This window comes from Algibacter sp. TI.3.09 (genome assembly GCF_038154905.1).
Classification (GTDB): domain Bacteria; phylum Bacteroidota; class Bacteroidia; order Flavobacteriales; family Flavobacteriaceae; genus Algibacter.
Genome location: NZ_JBAKAN010000002.1, coordinates 830,291 through 847,251 on the forward strand (window position 1 = coordinate 830,291; position 16,961 = coordinate 847,251).

The 16,961-nt window shown below is 33.9% G+C and carries 15 protein-coding genes and 1 pseudogene; 4 read left to right on the top strand and 12 right to left on the bottom strand.

What is annotated here, in order from left to right; all coding sequences use genetic code 11:
* Positions 1-46: 46 nt before the first annotated feature.
* Positions 47-703 (bottom strand): hypothetical protein, encoded by a 657-nt coding sequence (locus tag V6246_RS11195; protein ID WP_159018977.1) that lies wholly within the window; start codon positions 701-703, stop codon positions 47-49.
* A 114-nt stretch (positions 704-817) separates the two neighbouring features.
* Between V6246_RS11195 and V6246_RS11200 the strand changes: the two genes are divergently transcribed.
* Entirely contained in the window at positions 818-2,140 is a 1,323-nt protein-coding gene (locus tag V6246_RS11200; RefSeq protein ID WP_341560599.1) for an aspartate kinase, read from the top strand.
* Positions 2,141-2,294: 154 nt separating this feature from the next.
* Here the strand turns inward: V6246_RS11200 and V6246_RS11205 are convergent, their stop codons facing one another.
* The 4 genes from V6246_RS11205 to V6246_RS11220 form a co-directional block, all read right to left on the bottom strand.
* Positions 2,295-2,663, bottom strand: coding sequence for a cupredoxin domain-containing protein (locus V6246_RS11205; protein WP_341560600.1), 369 nt, complete (start codon positions 2,661-2,663; stop codon positions 2,295-2,297).
* Positions 2,664-2,746: 83 nt separating this feature from the next.
* Positions 2,747-3,295, bottom strand: a complete 549-nt coding sequence (locus V6246_RS11210; RefSeq protein WP_341560601.1) for a carboxymuconolactone decarboxylase family protein — start codon at positions 3,293-3,295, stop codon at positions 2,747-2,749.
* Between the two features lie 132 nt (positions 3,296-3,427).
* Complete coding sequence (locus V6246_RS11215) at positions 3,428-3,583, bottom strand: hypothetical protein (protein WP_159018980.1); 156 nt, start codon at positions 3,581-3,583, stop codon at positions 3,428-3,430.
* Between the two features lie 91 nt (positions 3,584-3,674).
* Positions 3,675-4,517 carry a helix-turn-helix domain-containing protein gene (locus tag V6246_RS11220; RefSeq protein ID WP_341560602.1) on the bottom strand — a complete coding sequence of 281 codons (843 nt, stop codon included), beginning with the start codon at positions 4,515-4,517 and terminating at the stop codon, positions 3,675-3,677.
* 147 nt (positions 4,518-4,664) lie between these two features.
* On the opposite strand from V6246_RS11220, the gene rsmA reads away from it, so the two are divergent.
* Positions 4,665-5,459 (top strand): 16S rRNA (adenine(1518)-N(6)/adenine(1519)-N(6))-dimethyltransferase RsmA, encoded by a 795-nt coding sequence (gene rsmA / locus V6246_RS11225; RefSeq protein WP_341560603.1) that lies wholly within the window; start codon positions 4,665-4,667, stop codon positions 5,457-5,459.
* 20 nt (positions 5,460-5,479) lie between these two features.
* On the top strand, positions 5,480-6,853 hold the full coding sequence (gene mgtE / locus V6246_RS11230; RefSeq protein ID WP_341560604.1) for a magnesium transporter: 1,374 nt from the start codon (positions 5,480-5,482) through the stop codon (positions 6,851-6,853).
* A 158-nt stretch (positions 6,854-7,011) separates the two neighbouring features.
* Here the strand turns inward: mgtE and V6246_RS11235 are convergent, their stop codons facing one another.
* The 6 genes from V6246_RS11235 to V6246_RS11260 all read right to left on the bottom strand — a co-directional run bounded on the left by V6246_RS11235 (position 7,012) and on the right by V6246_RS11260 (position 14,953).
* Positions 7,012-7,395: a DUF3037 domain-containing protein gene (locus tag V6246_RS11235; RefSeq protein ID WP_341560605.1), complete on the bottom strand. Its 384-nt coding sequence runs from the start codon at positions 7,393-7,395 to the stop codon at positions 7,012-7,014.
* Positions 7,385-8,164 carry a HipA family kinase gene (locus V6246_RS11240; protein ID WP_341560606.1) on the bottom strand — a complete coding sequence of 260 codons (780 nt, stop codon included), beginning with the start codon at positions 8,162-8,164 and terminating at the stop codon, positions 7,385-7,387. The genes V6246_RS11235 and V6246_RS11240 overlap by 11 nt, the downstream gene beginning before the upstream one ends.
* A gap of 121 nt (positions 8,165-8,285) precedes the next feature.
* Positions 8,286-9,905, bottom strand: a complete 1,620-nt coding sequence (locus V6246_RS11245; RefSeq protein WP_341560607.1) for a PAS domain-containing sensor histidine kinase — start codon at positions 9,903-9,905, stop codon at positions 8,286-8,288.
* A gap of 380 nt (positions 9,906-10,285) precedes the next feature.
* The gene (locus V6246_RS11250) at positions 10,286-12,031 is read right to left on the bottom strand and encodes an FAD/NAD(P)-binding protein (RefSeq protein WP_341560608.1); all 1,746 of its coding nucleotides are present in this window, start codon (positions 12,029-12,031) and stop codon (positions 10,286-10,288) included.
* Between the two features lie 169 nt (positions 12,032-12,200).
* Entirely contained in the window at positions 12,201-13,973 is a 1,773-nt protein-coding gene (dxs, locus tag V6246_RS11255) for a 1-deoxy-D-xylulose-5-phosphate synthase (RefSeq protein ID WP_341560609.1), read from the bottom strand.
* A gap of 8 nt (positions 13,974-13,981) precedes the next feature.
* Positions 13,982-14,953, bottom strand: a complete 972-nt coding sequence (locus V6246_RS11260; protein ID WP_341560610.1) for an energy transducer TonB — start codon at positions 14,951-14,953, stop codon at positions 13,982-13,984.
* A gap of 114 nt (positions 14,954-15,067) precedes the next feature.
* On the opposite strand from V6246_RS11260, the gene V6246_RS11265 reads away from it, so the two are divergent.
* Positions 15,068-15,517: a nucleoside deaminase gene (locus V6246_RS11265; protein WP_341560711.1), complete on the top strand. Its 450-nt coding sequence runs from the start codon at positions 15,068-15,070 to the stop codon at positions 15,515-15,517.
* A 22-nt stretch (positions 15,518-15,539) separates the two neighbouring features.
* On the opposite strand, the pseudogene V6246_RS11270 reads toward V6246_RS11265, so the two are convergent.
* Positions 15,540-16,907, bottom strand: a pseudogene (locus V6246_RS11270) (saccharopine dehydrogenase family protein); the annotation flags it as partial.
* Positions 16,908-16,961: the final 54 nt, after the last annotated feature.

Genomic DNA, 16,961 nt, shown 5'->3' on the forward strand with positions numbered 1-16,961 from the left:
TTTCAATATCTCGGGCAAAGATACTCTATCATTTAAGATTTAAAAATTAAGATTTCACTCGTTTTATAGCAGCAAAAGCTTGGTCTACATATTCGTCTTCCACTAAAATAGTAAACTCGTTGGTAGTAGAAATTACTTCGTAAAGTACAATGCCTTCCCAGGCCAATCGTTTAAAAAAATGATAGTAAAGCCCAGCGATTTTAGAGTTGTCTTGCGGTAAGTTGATACTAATAGCCGAAAGGCCTTCTTGAACGGCAATAAAAGATTCTAATTTTAGGGAGTCTTTTATAAAATCGTTTAAACTGCTGGAAATAATAATGTTGCTTTCGTGAATACCTCTAGTAAAGGTGTAGAATAATTTAGACTCCTGATTAATGCGCGCTAGAATTTTTGCATGGTTATCAATAAGTGTGTCGGAGTTTTTAACTGTGTAATCTGTTAAGTTAGAGCGTACGGTAATATCACCTAGGTTTTGTATTACGCGTTTCATTTTAACCGAATTGGTTAAAGTAATTGGTGGATTGTAACGACGCAAGGCCATCATGATCGCTCCAGCTTTAACATCTTTTTTTAGCATTTTGCTAATAGGTTCGGTAAGTTCCAGCGCTAAAGCACTAAAATTTATAATGTTTCTAGAAAGCGCTTCCTCTAAATAAGGTTGCGAAATTAAAATGTCTTCTACACAGTTAGATACAGTCTTCATGTTAACTATTTAACAATTTGTGCAAAAATAAACATATTTTTTAAAAAATGCTATTATTGGTCTTAAGAGTTTTAGTTTTGCTTAAGAAATAAACTAAATAAAAGTATTATCCATATGAAAGTTTTAAAATTTGGAGGGACTTCGGTCGGGTCGGTTGAGAATATGCTTAATGTTAAAAGTATCATTAATGATGGTGCTAAAAAGGTTGTTGTGCTTTCGGCAATGTCTGGAACTACAAACCAATTAGTTGCTATTGCAAGTGATATTGAAAATAACACGGCGAATGAAGCTGTAGATAAAATAAATAAACTTCACGAAACTTATTTTGAAGTTATTGATACGTTGCTTCAAAATGAAAGTTTAAATGCAGAAACAAAAGCATATGTATCTGAGGTTTTTAACTTTTTGGTAGAATGCACTTATAAAAAGTCTTCGGAGTTGTTAAACAACCAAATTGTAGCACAAGGCGAATTAATGTCGACCTTTATGTTTAATAGTTTTTTAAAGCAAGAAGGTGTAAGCTCTGTGTTATTACCGGCTTTAGATTTTATGAAAATTGATGGTTTCAAAGAGCCAGACATTAATTATATAAGAGAACATTTAGAAGTAGTTTTAAATAATGCTGGACCAGCAGATATTTATATTACTCAAGGATTTATTTGTTTAGATGATTCTGGATCAGTGTCTAACCTGCAACGTGGCGGAAGTGATTATACAGCTACCATTATTGGTGCGGCTATAAAAGCTGAAGAAGTACAAATTTGGACGGATATTGATGGAATGCATAATAACGATCCTAGGTATGTTGAAAATACACATCCTATTTCGGACTTATCTTTTGATGAGGCTGCGGAGTTAGCTTATTTTGGAGCAAAAATTCTACACCCACAAACTGTTACTCCTGTTAGAGCAGATAGTATTCCGGTACGATTAAAAAACACCATGAATCCAGAAGCGCATGGTACTTTAATTTCTAGTAAAACATCTGAAACTGGAATAAAAGCTATTGCTGCTAAAGATAATATTACAGCCATTAAAATTAAATCGGCTCGTATGTTACAAGCACACGGATTCTTAAAAAAAGTATTTGAAATTTTTGAAACTTATCAAACATCAATTGATATGATTACAACCTCTGAGGTGGCTGTGTCTTTAACTATTGATGACGATAAAAATTTAGATAAAATTTTGGTTGAGCTAGATAAAATAGCATCGATTGAGGTCGATAAAAACCAAAGTATTGTTTGTTTAGTTGGGCATACTGTTGTTAATCATCAAGACACTTTTAAGCTTTTTCAGATTTTACAAGATGTAAAAATTAGAATGATTTCTTATGGTGGTAGTAATAACAATATTTCACTATTAATAGACTCTAGTGATAAAATTAATACGCTACAAAAACTAAACAATTATTTATTTGAATTAGTCACTCTTTAACCGAGATAATATTAGTTTTTTAGCATCAAGAGATCGTTTAGATAGAAATATTTAGACGGTTTTTTTTTCTTCTTTTTTCTCTACTAAAATATAAATACAAAAAAAGGCAGCCCAAATAAGGCTGCCTTTTACAACAAATAAAAAACACTATTAATTACTCCACAGTTAGGGTGTACTGAGGTGTTTTGTTTAGTGGGCAAAAGTATACGTATTCACCTTTTTCTAAAGTTGTTACTTTAGATTTTTCTGTTTTTCCTTCGGCAACAACTTGTGTTACGTAAGCTGTTTTAATATGGTTTTCTGGGTTAGCTGCATCTTTTCCTTTTTGAATTAATACAAAACCAACATCTACACCAGAATGGTTGTTCGCGATTTCGAAAATATAAGAACCTTCACTTATCGTTAAATTCTTTTGTGTAAATTCTCCTTTAGTTTGTTCTAGAGATACTGTTTTTACGTCTTGTGCATTAGAGTTTACTACAAATGCTAATACGAATACTAAAATTGCTACTACTTTTTTCATCTTTAAATTTAATTGTGCTTCTATTTTTATAAAGCGTTGTTAATAATTGTTTATGTTAGAAACCCGAAGGTTATGAGTTTTAATTATGCTACTGTTTCTGCAAGTGGTTGTGCTACCGGAAAATCTACTGGTACTTGGGTTGTGCTGTGTACGTAGTTAGATATCGTTTTATCGCCAACTAGTGATATAGTATCAATTAAGTTTGCCTTTGTGTAGCCAGCGTTAAAATAGTTTTCTAAAACTGCTGCATCTGTTCTTCCGCGGTTTTCTGTAATGTTTTTAGCTAATGCGGCTAAAGCATTAAGTTTATCGTTTACAGAGGAATGTCCTGCTCTTAATTCTAAAATTTGCTCGTCTGTAAAACCATTCATTTTACCAATAGCTGTATGTGCAGATAGGCAATAAATACAATTATTTACCTCGCTTACTGCTAAGTTTACAACTTCTTTTTCTTTAGCAGATAAAGAGGTTTTTGCATTGGCGAAACCTAAATAGTTTTCTAATGCAGTATCACTGTGTGCATAAGCTGCATATAAGTTTGGTACAAAACCAACTGCTTTTTTTAAGTTGTCAAAAATAGCTTGGTTATTTTCGCTTACTTCTTCTCTTGTTAATACGTTAAAAGTGCTCATATTTTTAAATTTTATTATTATTTTTTGTGTTTGATTATCTTGGTACAAAGGTGCGACGGTTTTAAGAGTTACACCATGTAGGTTTTTCCTTTTGGCATGTCAATTTTGCCCTTTGGTGTTTTTTTTGTCGAATTAAAAAGAGATGTATGGTTTTTCGGCATCGCAATAAAAATCTGATAAATGATTTTGCTCACAATGTGTTTTAGGACTAATAGTCTTTAATGCTACTTTCTTATTACTTCTAAATATTTCAATTAAATTGAAAATGGATATGTTTTTAGTTTTCATGTCTTTGATGTTTTTGTTATACAGTGCAAAGATGAAGCAATAAGAGGTGCTATAGAATGGATAGATTACCCGAAGAGTTGTCGATTTTTCCCTAAACCGTAGTTTTAAGCTGTTTTTTGAAGTCTGAAGGAGAAAAAGAGGTGTTTTTTTTAAATAATCGACTTAAATGAGAGGCGTCTTCAAAGCCAACTTCGTATGCTATTTCCTTAGCCGTTTTATCGGTATAGATTAATAAGCGTTTTGCTTCTAGAATAATACGGTCGTGAATAATTTGTAAAGGACTTGTGTTAAGCTTAGAAAACGTGTTGGATAATGTTTTTGGAGATTTAAAAAGTTTATCGGCATAATAAGATACGCTATGCTCGGTTTTAAAATGTGTTTCTACCAGCATGTTAAATTCACGAAGCAATTCTATTTTGGTGTTTTTTGTAGTTTCAACAAAACCTTCTTTTGCTTTTAGTAAACGCGTACTTATTATAATGAAGCGTGCCATAAGCATGCGTAACATTTCAGCTTGTATGCTATCTTTAGTATCAAATTCATCCATAAAAACTTCATGAAGTATCGAGAATTTGTGAGCCTCTTCGGTACTTAGACCAATTAAAGGCACATGTACATTGCCAAAAAATAACAAACCAGCACAGCTTACTTCTTGGTCGTGATCTTTAATGCAATAAAACTCCTGGTTAAATTGATAAACCACTAAGTTTTCTCCTTTTACAAATTGAATGTATTGTACAGGTGTAAGTACAAGCAAACTTCCAGCTTCTATAGTATAAGGTATGCTATCTACAATAATTTCGGCTTTGGTGTCCTGCGTTCTAATAAAGGTATATAGTGCTGCTTGGGTAGATTCTTTATAAATACTTAAAAGCGATTCGTCTCCAATTTTTAAAATGGCATTAGTCGAAAATTCTGTGAATGTTTGCTGCATACGGTCTTAGTCTAAGAGGTTTGAGAAACATTACATTTCTTGATACTAAGAAACAATATTATAGCCGAAAAAACAATACTTCAATCATGGCAGAAGTATTGTTTTTAAGTTTCATATCTTCGTGTTTTCCTTAAAACATTCTATTTCGTGGCATACAAATCAAATAATAATCAAGTAAGAGCTAAAAAACACCTGGGTCAGCATTTTTTAAATGATGAAACGGTTGCCGAAAAAATAGCCGATAGCTTAACGCTAAACAATTACAAAACCATTCTAGAAATAGGACCGGGAATGGGTGTGCTTACTAAATACTTGCTTAAAAAGCCAGTTACCACGTATGTTGTAGAAATCGATACCGAATCGGTAGAATATCTACAAGCCAATTACTTAAATTTAGCGCCTAGAATTATAGAAAAAGATTTTTTAAAATACGATTTAAATGAAAGTTTAAACGGCGAACCTTTTGCTATCATTGGTAATTTCCCGTATAATATTTCAACACAAATCGTTTTTAAAACTTTAGAAATGCGCGATCAAATACCTGAGTTTTCTGGTATGTTTCAAAAAGAAGTTGCGGCGCGTATCTGTTCTAAAGAAGGATCTAAGGTGTATGGTATTCTTTCTGTTTTAGTACAAGCATTTTACCATGCCGAATATTTATTTACCGTGCCTCCAGAGGTGTTTAATCCACCACCAAAAGTAGATTCTGGTGTGTTAAGGTTAACACGTAAAGAAGATTACTCGTTGCCATGCGACGAAAAAATGTTCTTTAAGGTTGTTAAAACAGCTTTCCAACAACGTAGAAAAACACTTCGTAACAGTTTAAAAACATTCGATTTGTCCGATAATTTAAAAGCAAATAGTATATTTGGCCAACGTCCCGAGCAATTAAGTGTAGCCTCCTTTTTAGAACTTACTCAATTGCTGGAAAACGACAAGTAGAACCTTTTAAATTTTTTCATTTGTCTGAAGAAACGGAAAACATACAGTTTCAATTAACTAAGGAACTCATCGAACAAGTTGAGCAACTTATCGCGAATAAAAGCGATAACGAACTTAAGGAACTTTTAGACGAGTTTCACCACGCGGATATTGCCGAGATTTTAGATGAAATAGATCTAGAAGAGGCCATGTATGTTATAAAGTTGCTAGATTCCGAAACAACTTCAGATATTTTAATGGAACTCGATGAGGACAATCGAGAAAAAGTATTAAGAAATCTTTCTGCTAAAGAAATTGCCGAAGAAATTGAGGAGCTAGATACCGATGATGCTGCCGATATTATTGCAGAACTTCCAGAATCGCGTCAACAAGAAGTTATTGCTCAAATTATAGATGAAGAGCATAAGGCAGAAATTAATGAACTTTTAGCTTACGATGAGGATACCGCTGGTGGACTTATGGCAAAAGAGCTTGTAAAAGTTTATGATACCTGGACGGTTGCTGGCTGTTTACGCCGTATTCGCGTTCAGGCCGAAGAGGTTACGCGTGTACATTCCGTTTATGTTGTAAATAAGCAGGGCAAACTTGTAGGTCGCTTATCTTTAAAAGACCTTATTGTTGCTAAAAACGAACAAAAAATCGCCGATATTTATATCTCAAGTGTAGATTCTGTAAATGTGCACGACGATGTAGAAGTTGTTGCGCAGGTCATGGCAAAGTACGATTTAGAAGCCATTCCTGTAGTCGATGGAAAACAAATTCTTCTGGGGCGCATCACCATTGATGATATTGTAGATGTTATAAAAGAAGAAGCTGAAAAAGACTACCAATTAGCTGCAGGTATCTCGCAAGATGTAGAAGCCGATGATAGTATTTGGGAACTTACCAAAGCACGCCTACCGTGGTTGCTTATTGGTATGTTCGGAGGGCTAGGAGCCGCAAGTATTATTAGTGGTTTTACGGGAGCCATGCTTAAATACACAGAGCTACTGTTATTCATTCCGCTTATCCAGGCAACTGCCGGAAACGTTGGTGTGCAATCTTCAGCAATTGTAGTTCAAGGTCTCGCAAACAATACTATTAAAGGTAAACTGTTAAAACGTTTACTTAAAGAATTTTCTCTAGGTTTAGTAAATGGTGTTGCTATTGCGCTCATCGTTTTACTTATCAGTCACTTTGGTTTTAAAACCTCGTATCTTGTTTCTATGACTATCGGTATCGCGTTAATTACCGTTATTATTATGGCAGCATTAATCGGTACGTTTGTGCCTATTATTTTAGACAAACGTGGCGTCGATCCCGCTATAGCCACAGGGCCGTTTATCACTACAAGTAATGATATTTTTGGTATACTTATCTATTTTCTTATAGCGAAAGCTATACTAGGATTTTAATTTTTTTTGGGCGTTACCCGAAAAGGGTCGGGCTTTTACTACTCAATCTTTTTGTTTTTTCACAAAAACAAAAAGGATTTCAAACAGGCCGTTCAATCCCTAACGCGCTCATCAGCAAAGATTAGTTTTTCTAAATGAATTTTTGTGAGTTTGCTTATTTATAGCACATGGCTATTAAAAATATCTTCTAACATTTTTTCAGGATCATCGCACAATCCAGAGTGTGTTTTAGAACTTTGAATAATGGTGCTTCTACAAGCCGTTAACCACCTAAACCTATCCGATAGTTCCATCTTTTCTATTCTGCCTCCATTTGGGTTTCCGGTGCAAACCAGCTCCCAAGCTTTTAAATAATCATTAAATAAATCCAATTCTACTTCCGGAGAAAACGCTTTTAGTTTATCTGGGTTTATATAGTATTTTATACCAAGAAATTTTTTGCGCTTCGAAAAAAGAATAACTCCAACATTAAAAAACTCTTCACGTTCTACCTTAGGTACAACTCTAATAACGGCGTACTCAAATGTATATCTATCTTGCATCTTCAGCTTCTTTAACTAGTAAATCAATCTTAGAATATCTCGAATTTATAAACTCAATATAAGCAGCTCTCATGTCATCACTACTCATAGTGTCAGATTCGCTTATAAGCCAATCTTCAGGTATGTTAGATATTATTTCTGCAATTTTAGCTGTATTTAGTAGGTCTTTTATTTCTACAGCAGCATCTTTTAAACGAGTTGCTTTTTGTAAAAGCACATGGTCTTTTATCAACGGAAATGTTCTGGTTAAATGGTTCTCCCAATTTTTCCAATCGTGATGAAAATAAAAACTAGCACCATTATCTATTACCCAAAGTTCCTTATTCCATTGTAGTAAATTGGTGTTCTTTGCAGTTCTATCAATATTGCTAATAATACTATCCAAAAGCACCACTTTAGAAGCCGTTAAGCTATCTGTTGTGCTCACCAAAGGGTCGTAAGTAATAGCGCTCGATAAAAAATGTAAGCCTAAATTTAAGCCTACACTAAATTTAAGTAAGTCTTGAATTTCTTCGTCTGGTTCGGTTTTGCTAAACGAGTCGTCTAAATTCATGAAAACTAATTCAGGGACTTTTAAGCCGATGGCACGTGCTATTTCTCCACCAATAAACTCAGCAATTAATGCTTTTTTTCCTTGTCCGGCACCTCTAAATTTTAATACATATAGAAAGCCATCATCAGCTTTAACTATAGCTGGAAGTGAGCCGCCTTCTCTTAACGGATGCACATATTGCGTAACATCTACAGTGCGAATATCAATTTTATTCATAACGACGAAAATACTAAAAATGTAATTTGTTAAACGATAATAGACTTCTATTATTTCCCTGAACTATTAGAGCGATTTCTTATAGATTATATAAGTCTGTAAGCATAGTACTTATTAATTGTTAATTTGTTGAAGGGTTTATTTTTGGCAGACAAAACCTCATGTTGGTGCCTACACCAACTTCACTTTCTGCCCAAATTTTTCCTTTATGGTAATCAATAAAGTCTTTGCAAAGTATTAATCCTAGTCCTGTCCCGCTTTCATCGTTTGTACCAGCTGTAGTGTACGATTTGTCGAGTTGAAATAGTTTTTCGAGATCATCTTTAGAAATTCCAACACCGCTATCTATTACAGATATAAGGTGCTCGCTCTCCATTTCTTTCGTCTGTATATTAATAACACCTTTTTTAGGGGTGAATTTTATGGCGTTAGAAATAATGTTTCGGAGTACTGTTTCGATCATTTCTTTATCGGCGTACACAATAATGTTAGCAGCTGCGTCAAGATTAATGTGTATTTGTTTTTGTTCCGAAGAGGTTTTTAGTAAATCTAAGGTGTTTTGTATTAAAGCGATTAAATCAATATACTCTGGGTTGAATTTCATTTGTCCAGATTGCGATCTCGACCACTCCATAAGATTTGATAATAAAGCCATGGCGTGCTCTGATGAGGTATAGATAATTTCGGCATACTCATCAATATCTTCATAGTTATTCTCTTTAATTTGGTCGCTAAGTATTTGGCTAAAGCCCATAATACCGTTAAAAGGCGTGCGTAAATCGTGTGCAATTATCGAAAAGAATTTATCTTTTGTAGAGTTTAATTCTCTTAAAGTGGCTTCGCTGTTCCTTAAGTTAAACTCTGCTTTTTTTCTATTACTAATATCGTTTATTACCGAAATAATGCAATCTTCATTATTAATATTAATTACCTGTGCCGTCATTGATCCCGGGAATAGTTCGCCCGATTTTTTTCGAAATATATATTCGTTTTCTTTAACAAAACCGTTAGAACTTAGGCTAGACAAGAATTTTTCACGATCATCTTTCTGTCCCCATAAGTTTAGTTCAGAAGAGTTCAGTCCTATTAAATCTTCTGTTTTGTAGTCCGAAAGGGCTTCTACACTTTTATTGACTTCAAAAATTTTGCCGTCGCTAAATTTCGATAACATAATAACAAAAGGAGCGGCATGGAATGCTTTAGAGAACTTTTCTTCCTGTTTATTTATGTTTATAATTAAGCGCTTATTATACATTAAAGTAATAGTATAAGGCATGAGAATGGTAATAATAATCCAGCTTGAAAGAAATAAAGATTCTATAGTTGAAGATTTAAAATAATCTGACACAACATCTTCTTTTTGTAGATTATAAACAATGTGAAGTACTTGAATTATAAACACAGCGCAAAAAAGATAGCCAATAGAGCGCGTTATTTTTCGCATCGCTACAGGGGTTCTTTTAAGCATTAAATAGATAATTTGAAAGCTAATGATAACGTAAGCAAAGGCTATGTTTATATTTCTAGCATTTAAATCGGGCTCTATAAAGGTGTAATAAGAATGTACAGTAAGAAAAATTGCGGTTAAAATGTAGTTGTGAATATGATTTCCTTTTTTATCAAGAAATTGTTCTAAGCCCATTAATAAACCAATTAATGAGGAAATAAGTAAAACATTACCTAAAGGTATAGAGGCCCAGTCTGGAATATAGCCACGAAAAAACACCAATACATTTCCCATGGCGCCTAAATAGAAGTTAATCAGTATTAAAAAAGTGCCAGGAAATCGTTTTTTTACTTGAACGTGTAACGAACTAATTAATACTATGTTGAGAATATTAATTAACGTGCAGCACAAATAAAGGGTTCGAATATCAAGTGAAAACATACGGATATCTTATTTAGTGCATATTAGATTTCTAATTTGAATATCATCTCGTTATTACATTAGATTTTTTATGATATTTTTAAAACAAAAAACAAAGGTTATTAATTTTTTTGAATTTTTGCTATTTATCCTAAAATTAGGATGTATTGTAAATGTACGAAACTTCTACTTAATCTATAGTGACTCTATTTAAAGATTTGGGTGAAAGTAATGTTTTGATAATCTGTTCTAAGTTAATGGTTTTCTAACCAATTTATATGGTGTTCTGTTGCTTTTTTCGCCCATTTTTTTGCTCTTGTGCCAAAGCATTCTAAAATGGCATCTACTCCAATAACTGTGCCTTTAGCTAGTCTTCCAAGTAATGCTATCGATGGTTTATTATCAGGATTGTTGGAAATTACATAGGCATTCTCGTTAGTGGCAACGCCCAGCTCGTCATGCACAGCTTCTATTAAATCGTTGGCAAGCATGTTTTTTATAATAGGCGAGTTTACGGCATTTATTTTTGGAGCATCTAGAACCGAATCAATCATAATATCTGCGGTTATGTTTTTTTTGTTTGCAAGTATGTTCCAGCCGTTATTTGTTAACTCGAATTCTGGGTTGTTTGCGAAGTCTAAGGTCATTACGCCAACTTCATGCAAAGCAAGCATTTGTTGAATACTTTCTACTGGCGGTCCGTAAGAATAACGTTTAGTGCTTTCATCTAATTTAATAATTTCAGAAAACACTTTATCAGAACATGAATTAAAAGAGAGTTTGTCATAAATAGAGGGTTGGCAATGTCTCCAAACCTGACCAATACAAAAATCTAAACTAATTGCTTTTTTGCCAGTTGCCATGCCAACAAAATCCTGCATACTTTGGTATGCGGGTTGTTGCTGAGGAATAATAGTTGGGTGCTTGTATGTTTGATCTAGTAACCATTTTTCAGTAATAACTTCAATGTCTTTTTTCGGTAAATCAGGAAGATAATGCTGTGGGAGTTTTTGATATATTTTTGCAACTATAGGAGCTATGGCCTGAATTAAAAATAAAGGGCTTTCTGCTTTTTTTTGAGTTGATGTATTTTTTATAATGTTTTCAAAATCTGTAATCTGTTTTTCAGTAGGTTTAAACCAGTTGTCTATTTCTGCATTTAACGGTTTTGGAGCAGGAGGTAAGCCGTCTAAAGAAAAGGGAATAAATAAATTGGTGATTTTATAATCTGTTTTATAACTGCATGCTTTGGTGTTTTCATCTGTTATAATGAAATCTCCAAATTTATTAGCGATACCTCTAACAACATCAATCATAGCTAATCCAAATCCGCGAACACCGATTTTACTTTGATAGGTTATGTTTTTGCAATTTAAAAACTGAGCAATAGGGTAAGGGGATTGAAATAAATTAATATTTGATTTTTCTGAAGCAAAAGCTTCCCATTCCTTAATTTGTTTTGATGTAAAAGTGGGTTGGTGGCCAATGGTTAATAATACCTCGTCTATGTTTTTGTAAGTGTTTGAGTTTGTTTTTAAAACTATTTTAGAAGGTGTTTCTACTTCTGTTACTTTTTCTTTTACTAATAAAATAATGTTGGCTGTTAAAAGCGGATTTGCTAATGTTTGAAACCTTTGTTTTAAATACTCGCCAACCTGTGCGCGTGGAGGATAAGTATCTGCTTCCGCGTTGGTTCTTTTATTGAAATCTTTGTCTATCCATTCGTGGTACGATGGGAATGCAGGTATTTTAATTTTATCTATATTAATGGCTTCACGTTTATCTAACTGTAGAATTCTTTCATTTATGTTTATCCAGTTGCTTGATACTTGGTCTGTTTTGTAAACTTGACCATTACCAAAAAGACCCGTTTCTTCATAAAGTAATATATGTATGTTTGATAAGCTATTTGCTTTTATAAGTTCTTGAATTAAATTTTCTAAGGCATACCCACCTCTCGGTCCGGTACCTATAATTGCTAAAGTTCTTTGGTTGGTCATGGCTGTCTTTTTTTATGCAAACTGTAAAGTATTGCAGATAAGTATTTTGCGGTTCAATAACGTGTAGTCTAAAAATAGCGAAATTTTTAAGAGTACTTATCTTTCAGAAACCGAAACAGTTCATTTTTTATTTGATAGGTATCAATATCTATAATATAGGGTGGAAATATTAAGCAAATTGAATGAAGCACTGCTTTAAGCCATCAACATCTAAGTTGATTAATTTGAATAACTCGTCAACCTTACCATGATCCATAAATTGGTCAGGAATGCCTAAGGTTTTAATGGTGTTTTTGTAATTGTGTTGCGCTGCAAACTCTAAAATAGCCGACCCGAAACCGCCGGTAATTGCATGATCTTCAACGGTAATAATAGTGGTGTTGTTTTTAAAAATGCTATGTAATAGTTTAGCATCTAAAGGTTTTACAAAACGCATGTCAAAATGAGAAACATTGAGATTTTCAATAGCTTTACTTACGCTTTTCGATATACTACCAATACTTAAAATAGCTAGGTTTTTTCCTTTCTTTAATTCAGTAGCCTTGCCGATTTCAATTTTAGAAAAGGGTTGTTTCCAATCTACAGTTACACCTCGCCCGCGTGGATACCTTATAGCAATAGGGAATTCTAAACCTAATTGCGCAGTGTACATGATGTTGCGTAATTCGATTTCATTTCTTGGTGCAAAAATTATTAAATCGGGAATGCATCTTAAGTACGATAAATCGAAAACACCATGATGCGTAGCCCCATCTTCACCAACCAAACCAGAGCGATCTAAGCAAAAAATAACTGGGAGTTTCTGTATGGCTACATCATGAATTATTTGATCGTAAGCGCGTTGTAAAAACGTTGAGTAAATATTACAAAACACTACTAAGCCTTGTGTTGCCATACCTGCGGCTAAGGTAACAGCATGCTGTTCGGCAATACCAACATCGAAAGCACGGTCGGGCATTTCGTTCATCATGTATTTTAAAGAACTTCCCGTTGGCATGGCAGGTGTAATGCCTACTATGTTTTTGTTTGTTTTAGCTAATTCTACAATAGTGTGCCCAAAAACATCTTGATATTTTGGAGGCTCAACGATAGGCGTTTTAATATTTAAATCGCCAGTTTTGGCATTAAATTTTCCTGGTGCGTGATATTTTACTTGGTCTTCTTCGGCTTGTTTTAAGCCTTTGCCTTTAGTTGTTATTACGTGTAAAAACTTAGGGCCTTTAACGGTTTTTAAACGTTCTAATTCTGTAATTAAAGCGGGTAAATTGTGCCCGTCTATAGGTCCAGAATAGTTAAAGTTTAAAGCTTCAAAAATATTATCTTGTTTTTGAGTGCCTTTTTTAACATTGGTTAAGTATTGCTTTAAGGCGCCTACGCTCGGGTCGATTCCAATAGCGTTATCATTTAAAATAACCAGTAAATTAGCGTCGGTAACTCCAGCATGATTTAATCCTTCGAATGCCATACCACCAGCAATACTCGCATCACCAATTACGGCAATATGTTGTTTTTTTAAATCGCCTTTTAGTTTTGAGGCAATTGACATGCCCAAAGCGGCCGAAATAGATGTAGAAGCATGCCCAACTCCAAAAGTGTCGTAAACACTTTCGCTACGTTTAGGGAAGCCGCTAATGCCGTTTAATTGTCTGTTGGTATGAAAATTTTCACGACGTTCGGTTAAAATTTTATGACCATAGGCTTGGTGGCCAACATCCCAAATAAGTTGATCGTCTGGCGTGTTAAATACATAGTGTAATGCAATAGTCAATTCAACGACGCCTAAGCTGGCGCCTAGATGTCCTTCTTTGGTTGCAACAATATCAATAATAAACTCACGTAATTCTCGTGCAAGTTGAGGTAAGTCTCTTTGGTTTAAAAGACGAAGTTCTTTGGGCGAGTTTATGTGGTTTAAAAATTTGCTTTTCACGTCGCAAAAGTACATGATTTTTATTATTCTTCTACAGTGAAAACAATTGGTACGTTGTAAACTATAGTTGTGGGCTTATTTGCTTGTTTTGCTGGAGTAAATTGTGGTAAAAGGTTAATAACACGTTCTGCTTCTTTCTCTAAGTTAGGATGAGGTGCTCTTGCTTTAATGTTAGCGACCTTGCCATGTTCGTTTATTATAAATTGAACAGAAACTTTTTGTCTGCCTCTTAATTCTGGGCAAATTGAAGTGTCGAAATTTTTAGTAACTATTTTTGAGATGCGTTCAGAAAAATAGTCTCTTTTTTCTTTAATTGTGAGGCTTTTTGGTGTGTTTTCGAATTCTGGTGGAGATTCTATTGTAAGAAAACCGATTTTGATTGGGAATTCTGTTATAAGATCACCCATGATAACAGGATCTATTATTTTTATATCTGGAATAATTATCGGTTCTAATACCGGTGGTGGAGTTTCTAATATTGTTGGCTCGCCAAGAGTGTCAGTAATTATTAATCCATCTGTAATTTTTATTTCTTTTGAAATAGTACTGCCTGATTTTTTTGCGACGGTATTTTCTTTAGTTATTTTTGGTAACGCTTCTAAAATATCGATAGTTTTACTGGGTATAGAGTCTATAATTTCAATACTGTCAATTTTTTGTTTGGTACCGTTTTTATTGGTGCAATTCATTAAAGTGGTTCCCATAACAATGAGTAGCGTCCAAAAAAATAAGTGGTTAAAGCTTTGTCTTTGTGTTAAAACATGCGATGGAATATGCAGATTAATACTATCTAGTTGTGTTTGTTTAAAATGCCCACAGATATTATTCTCTTTGTTTTGATCAATAAAATCCTGAATTTCCATAGTATCCATTTTAGTAAAATCGATAACGGTTTTAGAACAAGAGTTGCAAAATCGCCCTTTTTCTTCGGGAATCATGGTGTTCCAATTCTCATGGCAAGGTTTAGGGATAGAAATGGAGTAGAATTTTTTCATATTAAAACAGATTTTGAATTTTAATAAATCTAGATGAACTTTGTGCGTTAATTATTGTTATCAATTTTCTTGCCGAAGCTTAAATAAATGATTTCAAATTGTATTTTTGCTTTTATGATAGAACCTTTTGATGATACATATTTTATGAAAAAAGCACTTCAGGAAGCTGAGGTTGCTTATAAAAGTGGTGAAATTCCTGTTGGAGCTGTAATTGTTATTGATAATAAAATTATTGCTCGCGGACATAATTTAACTGAGACTCTGAACGATGTTACTGCACATGCAGAAATGCAGGCCATTACTGCAGCCGCAAATTTTTTAGGAGGGAAGTATTTACAAAAGTGTACTTTGTATGTTACGCTAGAGCCTTGCCAAATGTGTGGCGGTGCTTTGTATTGGAGTCAGATTTCTAATATTGTGTATGGTGCTCGAGATTTGGAGCGTGGTTGTATTAACTTAAACACTAAGCTTCATCCCAAAACAACTATAAAAGGAGGTGTTTTAGCAGAAGAAACTTCGGCGCTTATGAAACAGTTTTTTATAGAAAGAAGAAACTTAAACTAAGTATTTTAGATACTTGAAAAGTTTAATGATTTAATGGGTTGTAGCCTAAATATGGTACTTCTTTTTCTTTAAAGGTAATTCCGAAATTTTGCAACTCTTTTAAAATAGGAGTGTAAACTTCTTTGTTAATTGGCAGTTGTACTCCAGGTGTTGTAATAGCGTTATTTAAAATAGCAAGTGTAGCAATAGCAACAGGTAGGCCGACTGTTTTTGCCATGGCTGTATAGGTTTGATCTTGGCCAATAGTTACCATGTTAGATTCTATTTGATATTGTTTTCCTGCCTTTTCGTAACCAAATTTATGATACATAACAATCATGTCTTTATCCTTTTGAGATAAGGTCCAGCTGTCCATAAGTATTTTTTGAAGTATTTGTGCAGGCGTTGCTTTTTTTAGGTGAACCTTTTTGTTTGGGTTAAAAATATCGAGTTCAATAAGTTTGTTCCAAACAATATCATCTTGATCAATTTTAAGTTGATAGCGCAGTTTAAGTTCTACGGAATCAGTTGGGCTGTATGGCAAAAAGGCGTTTACAAAATCGCGATAGCTCATATTTTCACTATCATCTATAGTGTAGCTATCATCAGTCATTCCTAACGTTACAAATATGTGCCAGGCTTTGCTAAATCCAACACGGCGCATGGTGCCTCGGTAAAGTGTTTTTGTGTTTTGAAGCCCGTAAATGGTTTGGTATTTCAAAGAGTCTCGGTTGGCGTAAACTTCAAAGCGGCCAAAATTTTCAATATCTAAAAATTCAGTTCTTCTAAATAATCGATTATACGGAATGTATTTATATGTACCTTCTTGTAAAAACTTTGCGGCACCACCTTGGCCTGCTGTTACTACATTTCTTGGGTTCCAGGTAAATTTGTAATTCCATAAATTATTATCACTTTCTGGTGCTACAAGTCCGCCAGTAAAAGATTCAAAAAGTATTATTTTTCCACCATCGTCTCTAATTTTGTCTATAACTTGCATGGCGCTCATGTGGTCTATGCCAGGGTCTACACCAATTTCATTCATTAGAATCACACCTTTTTCTAAGGCTTTTTGGTTTAGGTCTTGCATTTCTGGACTTATGTAAGATGCTGTTACCATATGTTTTTCATAGAAAACACAGTCTTTCGCTACTTCAATATGGAAGCGCGCCGGAAGCATAGATATTACAATGTCGGCATTTTGAATGGCTGTTTTTCTTGAGCTTTCATCAAAAACATCGAGCTTTATAACTTTTGCGTTTTTATGGTCGTTTGTTAATTTTTGGGCATGTTCAATGTTTAAATCACCTATGGTGATAAATAAGTTTTCTTCTTCAGATTTATCTAATAAATATTTTAGAAGATAAGAAGTAGATTTTCCTGAACCAATGATTAAAATTTTTCGCATTTTGAGTTTAGTTGAGTAGTTTTGTTTGGTAGTCGATTGTAGGTAAAAGGTGGTTTC